Genomic DNA, 12,605 nt, shown 5'->3' with positions numbered 1-12,605 from the left:
AAGGCGGGAGGCGTCTCCACCTTTGGCCGGGACTCCAGGTCGAGGGGGAGCCATGGACTTGCGGTGGGCATTCGCCCCGCTGTACGCGGCGAGCCTGGGTGCACTGGTGGTCGCGGCGTTCGCCTTTGGCCGCAAGGACGCCCGCGCCTTCATGCCGCAGTGGCCGATGGCGTGGTTCGGACTACTGGCGGTGCTCTTCGCGCTCGTCGCGCTGCGGGACGGGGCCGGTCCCTTCACCTGGGTGTCCCTGGGATCGCTCGGTGACGGGCTGGGCCTGGCGCTGCTGGTGGCGGCGGCGGGGCTGGCGGTGGTGGGCTCCCGCGTCTGGGTGCGCGCGGACGCGCTGCGGGCCGAGGCCCCCCGGAGCATCGACGAGGGCGTGGCGGCGCTGCGCGCGGGCCGCTCGCCGGGGTGGGGCGTGTACCGGGGCCGGCTGGCGTCGAGCGATCAGGTGACGTCGCCGGGCGGCGTGGTGTGCGCCTTCTACGAGGCGGAGCTGCGCGGCGTCATGCCGGACGGGAGCAAGGGTCCGCTGCTGTCCCTGGAGCGGGCGTACGCGCCGGTGCTGCAGGTGAGGGGAGCGCGGGCCGAGGCGGCGGTGAGCTTCTCGCCGAAGCTGTTGCTGGCGCCGGTGCGCATCCTCCGCTGCCAGATGAGCCAGCCCCTGGCGGAGACGGGCACGGGCGTGCCGGCGGAGGGACGGGTGGTGGAGGAGTCGCTCTCGTACGAGCGGGTGGGGCGGCTCGGCGAGGAGTGCCTGGTGGTGGGCGAGCTGCGGCAGGGGCCGGTGCCGGGCGTGTACGAGCTGCGCGGGAAGCAGGGTGGCCCGGCCATGGTCATCCTGGGCAACGCGGGCGAGGGCACGGGCACGGTGCTGGCAAGGCGGGCCTGGAAGCTGTTCGCGCTGGCCGGAGCGCTCACCGTGGCCGCGGCCTGGGTTCTCGCGGGCTGAGGCAATCTGCCCCTCGGGGGTGCTTTGCCCCAGAGAGGTTCTGTTACCGACGGTAACAGCGGTTACGAAATCACACTGAACACATCGCGGCACCTTGGGACCACCAGAGTGTGGGCTTCGATGGTACGGACGTTGCGTTCGCAGCCTCCAGGCACCCATTCGACCCCACAACCCCAGGGAAGCCATGAAGAATGCTCGACTTGCCGTACTGATCGCCTCGGGAGGACTCTGCTCGGCCACCACCGCACTGGCCCAGACCCCCACCCCGGGCACCGGTGACGCCATCCCCCCGTCCGCCACGCAGCCCGCCCCGACTCCGACGCCGCCCCCGGCCACCCCTCCAGCCCCCACCGCCGAAAGCGCCGACGAGAACTTCTTCCGGTTCTACGGCATCCTCAACCCGCGCTTCGTGACGGCCACCGGCGCGGTGGAGTCCTTCAGCCAGCCCAACGAGTCGGCCATCACCGCCGCGGGCAACCCCGTCTATTCCAACTTCCCGGACTCGGCCCGCCACTCCTTCCAGGTGGCGCAGTCGCGCGTGGGCTTCTGGCTCAACGAGAAGGGACCCCTGAGGGCCCAGGTCGAGATCGACTTCGTGGACTTCACCAAGGCCACGCCCACCGTGGCCAGTGTGCCCCGCCTGCGCATCGCGCACGTGGACTACACCATCGCCCCCGGCCACAGCGTGTCCCTGGGGCAGGACTGGGATCTGCACGCCCCGCTCAATCCGCACGGCATCAACCTGGTGGGCGCGCTCTTCCAGGCGGGCAACAGCGGCTTCATGCGCCAGCAGTTCAAGTACTTCTACACCACGCCGAGCTTCGAGCTGGGCGCGGCGGTGGGCTTCCCCGCCCCGGACGTCGCGGCCAAGGACGCGATGCTCGAGATCGGCGCCCTGCCCACCCTGGCGGTGCGCGGCACCTACAAGTTCGGCAAGAGCCGGGTGGGCGCCTCGGCGCTCGCCACGCGGCTTCCCTTCAACTTCAGGGCCACGGACGAGCGCTTCGCCACCGCCTTCGGCACCGCGCTCTTCACCGAGCTGGCGCCCTCCGACAACACCAACATCCGGGTGGAGCTCAACTTCGGGCAGAACGCCGCCAACCTGGGCATGCTGTCGCTGTCCCAGGGCCGCGCCGCCACGGACGTGCAGGAGTTCGGCGGCTTCATCTCGGTCCGCCAGGTGCTGACGGGCATTCACGCCGTCTACGGCATGGCGGGCTACCAGCGGGTGATCGAGCCCTCGAAGGTGGTGCCCAGCTACGACTATCCCGCCGCCGGTGGTGCCGCCACCCTGTCGGGCACCGGTCCGGGCCTGGAGCACAACGGCGCGGTGCGCCTGGGCTATGAGATCAAGCCCAACCGCAGGCTGGCCTTCGTGCTGGAGGGCTTCCTCTACCAGTCGCGCCACCGGCTGCAGGCGGTGGACCTGCCGAACGTCAATCCGGTGCGCACCTCGCTGGGCCTCGAGACGGGCGCCATCCTGAGCTTCTGAGCCTGTCTCCGGCGAGAAGCTCCAGAGGGCAGGGCGCGTGCTCCCCGGGCACGCGCCCGCTCAGGCCGTCACCTTCTGGAACTGGCGCACGCTCAAGCCGAGCAGCGCGGCGGAGAGGGCCATCAACGCGAGCACGTTGGGCAGCAGGTCCATCAGCCCCGCGCCGCGCAGCACCACGCCGCGCATGATCTCCACCATGTGCGTGGCCGGAAGGATCCGTCCGAGGGCGTACAGGGGCCACGGCAGGCCGGACACGGGGAAGATGTAGCCGCTGAGGAAGATGGACGGGAGGATGAAGAGCTGGGACATCTGCTGTGCCTGCGCCTGCGTCTTCGCGCGCGTGGAGACGAACAGCCCCAGCGACAGCAGCGCGAACAGGTACACCACGGCCATCGCGAAGAGGAACACCAGGCTGCCCCGGATGGGCACGCTGAAGGCGAAGCGCATGGCCAGCAGGATGAGCGTCATCTCCCCCATGCCCAGCAGCAGGTAGGGCACCAGCTTGCCCAGCATCAGCCCGAGCGGGTGCACGGGCGTCACCAGGAGCTGCTCCAACGTGCCCTTCTCCCGCTCGCGCACGATGGCCACCGCCGTGAGCAGCGTGGCGACGATCTGCAGCAGCACGGCCACCAGTCCCGGGATGATGTAGTTGGCCGTACGGCCACTCGGGTTGAAGAGGATGAGCGGGTGTGTGTCGAGCACCGGCCTGGCCGCGGTGCCCACCCGCTCGGAGATGGCGTCCAGGTTCACCTTCGCCGCCAGCCCGTTCACCGCCGCCAGCGCCTGCGAGCTGACCACCGAGTCCGAGCCATCGATGAGCACCAGGATCGACGCATGTGCTCCCGGAGCGGCGCCCGTTCGCGCGGCCCCGAAGTCCGGAGGCAGCACCACGCCCACCTTCGCCCGGCCCTGGACGATGCGCTCACGGGCCTCGCCCGGATCCGATGTCACCAGCACCACGCGGAAGGTTTCGGTGGCCTCGAGCTGCTCCACCAGCTCGCGGCTGGCGCTCGTCCGATCCTGGTCCACCACCACCGTGGGCACGTGCCGCACCGTCTGATCCAGGAACCCGAACAGGATGAGCTGGAAGAGGGGAATGGAGAGCGCGGCCATGAGCGTGGCCCGATCCCGGCGCACATGGACGAACTCCTTGCGCATCACGGCGACGAAGGAATCCCAGATGGCACGCAGGTTCATGGGTGGACCTCCACGAGCCCGGAGTGGGGCGGCGGGGCCGTGCCCGGGCCCTCCCGCTCGCGCGCGGCCTGCTCGGTGAGCGCCACGAAGACGTCCTCCAGCGAGGGCGCGATGGGACGCACCTCCGCGCCGGGGAAGCCCGCTTCCTCCAGCCGCGCGAGCACCTCGGCGTCCGTGAGGCCCGTGTCCACCAACGCCTCCACGGACTGTCCGAAGAGGGTGGTGCCCTGACACCAGGGCACGGTGCGCAGGAAGGCGAGCGCGCGCGCCGGGTGCGGCGTCTCCACCGCGAGCCGGCGCTGGCCCGGACGGTGGACCGCGGGCAGCTGCTTGAGCTCCTCCGGCGTGCCCGTGACGAGCAGCTTCGAGAGGTACAGGTACCCCACCTCGCCGCAGCGCTCGGCCTCGTCCATGTAGTGCGTGGTGACGAAGAGCGTGACGCCCTCGGCCGCCAGCAGGAAGAGCAGATCCCACAGCTCGCGCCGGGCCACCGGATCGATCCCGGCCGTGGGCTCGTCGAGGAACACCACCCGCGGCTCGTGCATCAGCGCCGCCCCCAGCGCCAGCCGTTGCTTCCACCCGCCCGACAGTTGTCCCGCCCGCCGCTCCAGGTACGGGCGGATGTGCGTGAGCTCCACCGCCGCCTCCAGCCGCCGCCGGGCCCGCTCCCCGGACAGGCCGTAGATGCGCGCGTAGAAGCGGAGGTTCTCCAGGACGGTCAGGTCCTCGTAGAGGGAGAAGCGCTGGCTCATGTAGCCGATGCGGCGGCGGATCTCCTCGCCCTCGCGCGCCACGTCCAGGCCGAGCACCCGGGCTCCTCCCTCGGTGGGGGACAGCAGCCCGCAGAGGATGCGGATGAGCGTGGACTTGCCGCTGCCATTGGGCCCGAGCAGCCCGTAGATGGAGCCGCCGTGGACCTGGAGATCCACGCGGTCCAGGGCAGTGAAGTCCCCGAAGCGCCGGGTCAACCCCCGCACGGAGATGGCGGGCTCGGGGGCGCTCATTTCGGCACCGTGACGTAGGCGGCCATTCCCGCGCGCAGCAGGCGCAGGCCATCGTCGCGCAGGCCGATGCGTGTGGCGAACACCTGCGAGGCGCGCTCGTCCGGCGTCTGGAGGTTGCGCGGGGTGTACTCGCCCTGGGAGGCGATGGTCTCCACCACGCCCGTGAAGCTGCGATCCGGGAAGGAGTCCACGCGCACCGGCACCTCGCTCCCCGGCCGCAGCCTGCCGAGGTGCGTCTCCGGCACGTAGATGCGCACGTAGAGCTGCTCATCCTCCACCAGCGTGGCCGCGGTGGCATTGGCCGGGAGCAGATCCCCAGGCCGCAGGTCCAGGGACTCCACGCGGGCGGCCACGGGCGCGCGGATGGTCAGCTCCCCCAGCGCCACGTCGATGGCCTCCAGCCGTCCCCGCGCGGCCTCCACCTGGCCCTGCTGCGCGCGCACGTCCGCGTCCGTGCCCTGCTCCAACTCCTGGAGCCGGGAGCGGCGGGCATCCCGCTCGGCACGGGCCTGGCGGAGCGTGGCCTCGGCGGTGTCGAGCTCGGCGCGGGTGTTCACCTGCTGCTGGAAGAGCGTGCGCGCCCGCCGTGCATCCAGCTGCGCCTTGTCCAGGGCCACCTGGGCGGCGGTGAGCTCGGCGCGGGCGCGGGTCACCTGCTCGGCGAGGCTGCCGGTTCCCCGCCTGGAGCCCTGTCCCTGGAGTTTGTCGAGCGTGGCCTGGGCCTGGAGCAGCTGGCCCTCGGCCTGCAACCGCTGGGCGGGCAGGTCTCCGGCTTCCAGAAGAACGAGGGGCTGGCCGGGCTCCACGCGCTCACCCTCGCGGACGAGCACGTCCTTCACCCGGCCGCCCACGCGCGAGCCCACGGCGACGTCCCGGGCCTCCACCGTGCCCGCCCAGGTGTAGGGCTGACGGGCCGCCCAGGCCTGGTACCCGGCCCAGACGAGCAGCGCCACGGCCACCACCCCCAGGGGGATGAGCCGCCTGGGTTGCTCGCGCACCTTGCGAGCGATCATCACCCCGCGGGGCAGGGTCGCCGCCGTCCCCATGTGCCACCGTCCCGGGCAGGGCCCCTCGCGGCCGAGCCCCGTGTCCTCCACTTCCTCGTCGAGGGTCTTCACGGGAGGAGCGGGGGAGAAGCGGCGCGTGACTCGCCCCCCGGTACGGGACGGCCGCCCGGATACCGCTCCAACGAGGAGCCGGCCTTACAAGTCCGTGCTCCGCCGCGTAGGCGGGCTCCTGGTGCGAGGCCATCTCCGGCGCTGGCTGTTGCTCGGGGAGCCTGGGCAGACGGACGCGTACATGGGTGCCCTCGCCTTCCTGGCTCTCCAGCTCCACCCGGCCTTCGTGGAGCAGGAGGATGCCCCGCGAGAGGTACAGCCCCAGGCCCATTCCACCGCGATCATGGGGCGTTCCCGCCTGCGCGCGGTAGAAGCTCTCGAAGAGCCGCTCCCGCTGCTCCTCGGAGATGCCGATGCCTTCATCCCGGATGGAGATCTCCACCTCTCCTCCCTCCATGCGGAGGGAGACCTCCACGGGGGTTCCCGCGGGCGAGTAGCGCGCGGCGTTGTCCATCAGCTCGGTGAGCACCTGCTCCAACCGGGCCCGATCGCCGAGCACCCACGCGTCCGGTCCCGGCCGCACATGGATGGGATGGCGCGGATGGTGGGCGGCGGTGCTCGCGGCGGCCGCTTCCACCAGCGCGCGCAGCCGCAGCTCCGTCTTCTCGAAGTGCAACCGGCCGAGCTGGAGCTGGGAGGCATCCAGCAACGTGCGCACCACCCGGTCCATCCGGTCCACGCCCCGGCTGATGCCCTCGAGGGCCCGGCGCAGCGCGGGGCCAGGATGCGCCGTGCGGCAGGCGAGCTGGGCGAAGGACTTCATCACCGCCAGGGGCGTCTTCAGCTCGTGCGCGGCCATCTTCACGAACTCGCCCTGGAGGCGCTCCAGCTCAATGGCCTGGGTGATGTCGCGTCCCACCGACACGGCGGCGACGACCTGGCCCGACTCGTCCCGGATGGGCGCGGCGTTCACCCGCAGGACGCGCCTGCGGTTCAACGGGGCAGGGTGAAGACGAGGATGTCGTCCACCTGCTCCCCCCCTCAATGCCCGGGGCAGGGGCAGGGTGTCGAAGGCCAGCTCCTGCCCCTCCACCCCTTTGGGAGGCAGCACGCCCAGGGCCACCAGCAACCACCGCTGGTGGCGGACGTCCGAGAAGAGCATGTCCTTCTTCGTCGAGGCGAACACCCTCCAGCCGGCATCGCGGACGTTCACCTCGGTGGTCCGCCATCCCCGATCCAATCCCTGCTCGTGCTCCCACGTTCGCAGGTCCTCGAGCGTGAGTTCGGCGAGGCTCCGCGGGGAGCGCCCGCGCCTGCGTGCCCAGGCGAGGAGCACCTTCCCGCAGGGCTGCGCGATGAGCGCGCCACGGGTGCTGACGAGGTAGAGGGTCTCCGCTGGCGAGTCGTTGGCCTGACGGACCACCTCTCCAATCATGGGGAGGATGAGATCCACGCTCACGATTCCCCGCTGCCGGCCCTGGTCGTCGAAGAAGGCCCGCGTCAGGGAGACGTACGTATGGTCCGGATCGAAGTAGGGCTCGGAGATGGCGATGCGCTCGCCACGCTTCCACGCCTGCTGGTACCAGTCCTGGTGGGGGTAGTCATAGGCGGGGGTGGACCATTGGTAGGTGAGGACCTGGCGCTGGTGGACGTAGGGGTCCATGTAGCGCACGCCGGAGGCGAACTGACCGGGCTCGAACCACACTCCCCTCCCATAGACCACCTGCTCCGGAGCGGAGGCCAGCATCCGGCGGAGCAGATCCTCGATGGCCTGCCGCTCCGCGGCACGCAGCTGTTCGTCGAGCTCGGAAGCCAGCTCGTGGGCGCGAGCCGTCTGCTGGGCAAGCGCCTCCTGTTCCTGGCCATGAAGCGCCCTCTGGGCAAACACGAGCAGGGCACCGGTGAGCGCCACGCCCAGCCCCACGACCAGCAGCAGGGCGGGCGAGGGCAACCAGCGTGCCGACGCTCGTCGGCGGTGTCCTTCCTGTCGTTCACCTCGTGGCGATGCAGTCCCTCCGGCCCATCCTTCATGAATGAAGACGTGGCAGGGGGCCGCCAAGGGGGCGTCGCGGGCCAGCCCGGTCGCGCGCCACGGGGCCGGGGAACGGGGCTACCCCTTGTCGGCGATGCCGTACTCCTCGGGCACCCAGGTTTTGTGGGTCGGCCACGCGCTCGAGGGCCTCGGGAACTGCTTAACAGGCGTTCGCCCTGTGTAGCGCTGCATGGGACTCTGGGTGCGCTTGCCTCATGGGTTTGGTAGGCTCCTGGCCATGGAGAAAGAACGCTCGTTGGTGGATGTCTGGGCCGACATGATGAGACTCCTCGCCGCCGACGTCCATCCGGCCATGCTGGAGGCCTGTCAAGGTCCGATCCAGGCCGGTGCTTCCCCCTCGGGCGAGTTCTTCCAGCGCGCCGTCAAGGCTCTGGACGCGGCGCAAACCGCCATGGGCTCCGCCTTCAGGCTTCTCTTCCGGGACAGCAAGGTCGCACTGCTTGATTTCATCTTGGTCATCGGGGTGGATACATTCACCAAGCACTTCCCTGGCTCGGATGTCTGGGATGAGGGATCATTGCTCCAAGCCATCGAGGCGGGGCAATGGAAGATGAAGGACGAGCGCAAAACCCGGATCATCGACTCCATTGCTCGCGACCGGCTCGTGTTTGGCGAGGAGGCGCAGGCCATCAACGTGCTGCGGGATGGAAATTTCAAGCTCTACATGCAGACCGGTCCTGCGGTGCATTATGTGCAGAGACTCCTTCAAGTTGCCCGCCGGTTTCTCGACCCCAAGCAGAAGAAGCAGGTACCGGGTGAATCGTGCTTCGGCGCCAAGACAATAGACTCCCTGAAACTCATTCAAGGATTGCTGTCAGTCGGTGTGACTGGGGAACTCGATGCGGAGACCCTCGCCCGCCTCGAGTCCATCCAGGTTTTCGATAAGAGCCGCGTGAAGGAAAAGGATTCGAACCCACCCAAGAAGAGCTCCGCCTGGGCGAACATCATCAATAACGATAAGTTTTTCATCAAGTTCGGCTACAAGGATTTCAGTGACTTCCTGAAGTTCTACAGCGATGTGATGGTCGGCAAACCACTCAAGCCCGGCGAGGAACCAGAGCCTGGGAAGCTGCCTGGAGCCTACTCGCCATCCATCGCGGATATGAAGCGGTTGAAATACATCCTGGGTCCCATTCTGAAAGAGAATCAGGAGACCTTCGACTCGCTCAAAAAGCAGCTCGATGCGCTCAGCAAACAGGCGCAGAAATTCGGGAGCGATGCCTTCAAGGGCAAGCCCCTCAGCATGGTGGTCTCGGGAGTAGCGGCTTCGGGCTTTCTCTCGTGGTACATCCCCGCGCAGAAACGTGTCGCGGAGGGAAAAGGCCAAGGGCTCGATCAATATGTCCACAGCATCAACGACATGGTGCTCGGGATGGCTAAGTTCAAGGTCAGCTCCGCGCCGGGCAAAGTGAATCTGTTCACGCTGAAGGGCAACTTGGTCAGCCCAGGCAAGAGTTTCACCGGAGCTGAGGGAAAGACGCTGGGCTCCAGTGCTTCTACGTCATTCAACTGGACCCGATACAAATCCGATTCGGATCAGCCGGATTTGACAGTCAGCGGGCTCACGGACGAGCACTTGTGGTATTGCGAGGCGACGTGTGCGCACTACACGACCTCTGAACTGCGATCCCACCTCCAGCAGGGAAGGATCGACAAAGGGTGGAAGGTCAGGGATCTCAAGGGGAAGGAACTCAAGGATATCCCCATTAGTGAGATTCCCGCCCTTGTGAATCCCACGCTCTCCATGAAAGAGGAGAAGATTTCGGCGACTGTTGGCGTCAAGGGAGGCCATGCATACAGCCCTAAGGCAAAGCAGTGGCTTACCCATGTCGGAACAGACCTTCGCGTCAAATCAGGACCGGTCTCCGTAGCAATGGGGGCGAACACCCGGCATGCGTTCAAGGAGGATCTGCCCGTCCCCTCGCCCTACGCCCCTCTCATCGGAGGCGTGATTCGCGACCTGGAATGTACGCTTCAGGTCGATTGCCTGACAGGTACCAATACCGCCAAGTCCACCAACAAACTGCAACTCTCCGCGGGGGTCAAGAATACCCAGAACGTCTTTCCGCTCGGACTCGAGTCCAGAGTGATCTCCACCCAGGCGGGAGCGACCTGGACGGTGGTCCATCAGGACGAGTACTCACTCAAGTTGTCCCTGGTGGGTTCTCTGACATGGGAGGAGTCCGACATGAAGAAAACCCAGAACCCTCAGGACGTGAAATCCAACCTGGAGTTCACGGGCAGGAGGTTCACTGTGACTGCGGATGCGACGTGGTTGCCACGGAGCGCTGGCCCTTCGTCGGGGCTATCAGGGTCACTCCGCTTCCTGTACCACTTCGACTGAGGGGCTACCCCTCGTCCGCGATGCCGTACTCCTTGAGCTTCCGGCCCAGCGTGTTGCGGCCGATCTGCAGCACCTTCGAGGCCGCCGTCCGGTTGCCCTTCACCGAGTCCAGCACCCGCAGGATGTGCCGCTTCTCCACCTCGGACAGCGGCAGCAATTCCCCGGTGCCGCCCTCCGCCACCGGCTCACCGGACTCCACCGGAGCCGGCGCGGCGCTCACCACCTTGGGCAGGGGCAGGTGCTCCTCGAGGATCTCCCCCTCGCACAGCACCACCGCGCTCTCGATGCAGTTCTCCAGCTCGCGCACGTTGCCCGGCCACCGGTAGCGCTTGAGCCGCTCCAGCGCCACCCCGCTCAGCCTCGGCAACGGCAGCCGGTGCCGCTTCGCCGACGCCGCGATGAAGTGCCGCGCCAGCCGCTCGATGTCCTCCCCACCGCGCTCGCGCAGCGGCGGCAGCACCAGCTCCACCACCTTGATGCGGTAGTACAGGTCCTCCCGGAACTTCCCCTCCGCCACCATCTTCACCAGATCGCGGTTCGTCGCCGCGACGATCCGCACGTCCACCTTGATCGTCTGCGTGCCGCCCACCCGCTCGAACTCCCGGTCCTGCAGCACCCGCAGCAGCTTGCCCTGTACCGGCAGCGGCAGCTCGCCGATCTCGTCGATGAACACCGTGCCGCCATCCGCCGCCTCGAACTTGCCCGGCACCCGGTGGTCCGCCCCCGTGAAGGCTCCCTTCTCGTGGCCGAACAGCTCGTTCTCGATCAGCGACGCCGGCAGCGCCGCGCAGTCCACCTTCACGAAGGGCTTGTCCCGCCTCGGCCCGTTGACGTGCACCGCCCGGGCGAACAGCTCCTTGCCGCACCCGCTCTCGCCCCGCAGCAGCACCGTGGCGTCCGTGGGCGCCGCCTTCTGGATGAGCCGGTAGATGACCTTGAGCGGCTCGGACTCGCCGATGATCCGGTTGAAGAAGTAGCCCACCGGCGCCTGCGGCTGATCCTTCGCCCGCTGGAGCTCCTGGTACAGGCTCGTGCTCTGCAGCGCGTGGCTCACCTGCACCGCGATGGCCATGAGCCGCTCCACGTCATCGTCCGTGAAGCGCCCGCCGCCGCGCCGGTTGAGCACCTGGAGCACGCCGTAGATGTTGCCCGCCGAGTCACGCAGGGGCACCGCGAGGATCGTCGTGGTGCGGTAGCCCGTCAGCCGGTCGATGTCCGCGAAGAAGCGCGTCTCGCCCCGGGCGTCCGGCATGTTCACGGGCTCGCCGTGCTCGGCCACGTAGCCGGCCACGCCCTGGCCCACCTTCACGCGGATCTGCGACACCTCGGGCAGGTGCGCGGCCCGCGAGAACAACTCACCGCGCGCCGGATCCAGGAGCCACAGCGTTCCCCGGTCCGCCTGCATCGTCACCGCGATGCGATCCATCAACGTCTGGAGGAACGCATCGAGATCGATCTCGCGCCCGACGAGCCCGCCGATCGGGAGCAGAACCTGGCTGATGTCCGGGGAAGAGGCCATGACGGGCAGGGGGGGTAGCTCGAAGTCCAGGGGGACACTATCGCAGTGCGGGCCCATGCGCCCCTCCGGATCATCCGCAGGCGGCCCCGAGCACGATGCGCTTGCCCTCGCGCGCCGGCTCGGTGGCGGAGAAGTGGTTGCGCGCCTCCTCGGCCATGTTCTCCACCTGCTCGTCGTTGTGGGCCGGATCATGGTGGAACAGGAACAGCCGCTGCGCGTTCACCGCCGCGGCCACCTGCGCCGCGTCCACCATGGTGGAGTGCCCCCAGCCCTTCTTCGGAATGCCCTTCTTCCCGTTGTACTCGTCCGGGGTGTACTGGGCGTCCAGGCACAGCGCGTCCGCGCCCTCCATCCACTTCGCCACCCGCGGATCCAACGTGGACAGGGAGATCTCCATGTCCGTGGCGTAGACGAAGCTGTGGCCGTCCGCCTCCACGCGGTAGGCCAGGCACCCCTGGGGATGCGGCGCGTCGAAGGGCGTCACCCGGAAGGGCCCCACCTCCACCGTGCGCCCATGCAGCGCCGAGCCGAACGTCATCCGCGAGCGCATGGTGGACAGCGGCACCGGGAAGTGGGGCGGCTCCATCTGCCTGGCCAGCACCGACTCGAGCGCCTGCGCCCCATCCGTCCCCGGGCCGTACAGCGTCAGCTCCGTGGTGGGCAGGTAGCCCGGCGTGAAGAAGGGGAAGCCCTGCACGTGATCCCAATGCAGGTGCGAGAAGAAGAGCGTGGCCTTGCGCGGATCGCCCTCGCGCATCATCGCCTCGCCGAGCGCCCGGATGCCCGTGCCCGCGTCCAGGATGAGCCGGTGCCCCTGGCTCACCACCTCCAGGCACGAGGTGTTGCCCCCGATCTTCGCGGCGTGCGCCCCCGACACCGCGATGCTCCCCCTCACTCCGTAGAATCGCACTTCCATGGTCGCTCCTCCTCGACGGCTGGGGCGGCCCGTTCCGGCCGCCCTCACGCTGCCCTCTCAGAGCAAGGAC

Annotated in this window: 9 protein-coding genes; 3 read left to right on the top strand and 6 right to left on the bottom strand. The window is 68.6% G+C overall.

Annotation, left to right across the window (positions count from 1 at the left end; all coding sequences use genetic code 11):
- Positions 1 to 52 precede the first annotated feature (52 nt).
- Together VFZ09_RS04495 and VFZ09_RS04490 are read left to right on the top strand one after the other, a co-directional pair.
- Complete coding sequence (locus VFZ09_RS04495; protein WP_329726220.1) at positions 53 to 952, top strand: hypothetical protein; 900 nt, start codon at positions 53 to 55, stop codon at positions 950 to 952.
- Positions 953 to 1,136: 184 nt separating this feature from the next.
- The gene (locus VFZ09_RS04490; protein ID WP_329726219.1) at positions 1,137 to 2,444 is read left to right on the top strand and encodes a hypothetical protein; all 1,308 of its coding nucleotides are present in this window, start codon (positions 1,137 to 1,139) and stop codon (positions 2,442 to 2,444) included.
- A gap of 60 nt (positions 2,445 to 2,504) precedes the next feature.
- On the opposite strand, the gene VFZ09_RS04485 is transcribed toward VFZ09_RS04490, so the two are convergent.
- The 4 genes from VFZ09_RS04485 to VFZ09_RS04470 are packed head-to-tail and all read right to left on the bottom strand — an operon-like array spanning position 2,505 to position 7,654.
- A complete protein-coding gene (locus VFZ09_RS04485) occupies positions 2,505 to 3,641 on the bottom strand; it encodes an ABC transporter permease (protein ID WP_329726218.1) in 1,137 nt (378 codons plus the stop codon).
- The gene (locus tag VFZ09_RS04480; protein WP_329726217.1) at positions 3,638 to 4,645 is read right to left on the bottom strand and encodes an ABC transporter ATP-binding protein; all 1,008 of its coding nucleotides are present in this window, start codon (positions 4,643 to 4,645) and stop codon (positions 3,638 to 3,640) included. The genes VFZ09_RS04485 and VFZ09_RS04480 overlap by 4 nt, the downstream gene beginning before the upstream one ends.
- Positions 4,642 to 5,475, bottom strand: coding sequence for an HlyD family secretion protein (locus VFZ09_RS04475; protein ID WP_329726296.1), 834 nt, complete (start codon positions 5,473 to 5,475; stop codon positions 4,642 to 4,644). The genes VFZ09_RS04480 and VFZ09_RS04475 overlap by 4 nt, the downstream gene beginning before the upstream one ends.
- Positions 5,456 to 7,654, bottom strand: a complete 2,199-nt coding sequence (locus tag VFZ09_RS04470; protein WP_329726216.1) for an ATP-binding protein — start codon at positions 7,652 to 7,654, stop codon at positions 5,456 to 5,458. Before VFZ09_RS04470 ends, VFZ09_RS04475 begins: the two co-directional genes overlap by 20 nt.
- A 319-nt stretch (positions 7,655 to 7,973) precedes the next feature.
- Between VFZ09_RS04470 and VFZ09_RS04465 the strand changes: the two genes are divergently transcribed.
- The gene (locus tag VFZ09_RS04465; RefSeq protein WP_329726215.1) at positions 7,974 to 10,100 is read left to right on the top strand and encodes a hypothetical protein; all 2,127 of its coding nucleotides are present in this window, start codon (positions 7,974 to 7,976) and stop codon (positions 10,098 to 10,100) included.
- A gap of 4 nt (positions 10,101 to 10,104) precedes the next feature.
- Here VFZ09_RS04465 and VFZ09_RS04460 read toward each other — a convergent pair whose 3' ends face one another.
- Positions 10,105 to 11,676 carry a sigma-54-dependent Fis family transcriptional regulator gene (locus tag VFZ09_RS04460; RefSeq protein WP_329726214.1) on the bottom strand — a complete coding sequence of 524 codons (1,572 nt, stop codon included), beginning with the start codon at positions 11,674 to 11,676 and terminating at the stop codon, positions 10,105 to 10,107.
- A gap of 13 nt (positions 11,677 to 11,689) precedes the next feature.
- Positions 11,690 to 12,535 (bottom strand): MBL fold metallo-hydrolase, encoded by an 846-nt coding sequence (locus tag VFZ09_RS04455; RefSeq protein ID WP_329726213.1) that lies wholly within the window; start codon positions 12,533 to 12,535, stop codon positions 11,690 to 11,692.
- Positions 12,536 to 12,605 lie beyond the last annotated feature (70 nt).

The organism is Archangium sp., assembly GCF_036277355.1.
In the GTDB taxonomy this organism is placed as follows: Bacteria; Myxococcota; Myxococcia; order Myxococcales; family Myxococcaceae; genus Archangium.
Note: the sequence above shows the minus strand (reverse complement) of the source record. Positions and strands in the feature narration are given on the sequence as shown.

Bases quoted from the DNA above. Each gene is read 5' to 3' on its own strand.
- VFZ09_RS04495 (WP_329726220.1), top strand. From the start codon at position 53: ATGGACTTGCGGTGGGCATTCGCCCCGCTGTACGCGGCGAGCCTGGGT.
- VFZ09_RS04490 (WP_329726219.1), top strand. From the start codon at position 1,137: ATGAAGAATGCTCGACTTGCCGTACTGATCGCCTCGGGAGGACTCTGC.
- VFZ09_RS04485 (WP_329726218.1), bottom strand. From the start codon at position 3,641: ATGAACCTGCGTGCCATCTGGGATTCCTTCGTCGCCGTGATGCGCAAG.
- VFZ09_RS04480 (WP_329726217.1), bottom strand. From the start codon at position 4,645: ATGAGCGCCCCCGAGCCCGCCATCTCCGTGCGGGGGTTGACCCGGCGC.
- VFZ09_RS04465 (WP_329726215.1), top strand. From the start codon at position 7,974: ATGGAGAAAGAACGCTCGTTGGTGGATGTCTGGGCCGACATGATGAGA.
- VFZ09_RS04460 (WP_329726214.1), bottom strand. From the start codon at position 11,676: ATGGGCCCGCACTGCGATAGTGTCCCCCTGGACTTCGAGCTACCCCCC.
- VFZ09_RS04455 (WP_329726213.1), bottom strand. From the start codon at position 12,535: ATGGAAGTGCGATTCTACGGAGTGAGGGGGAGCATCGCGGTGTCGGGG.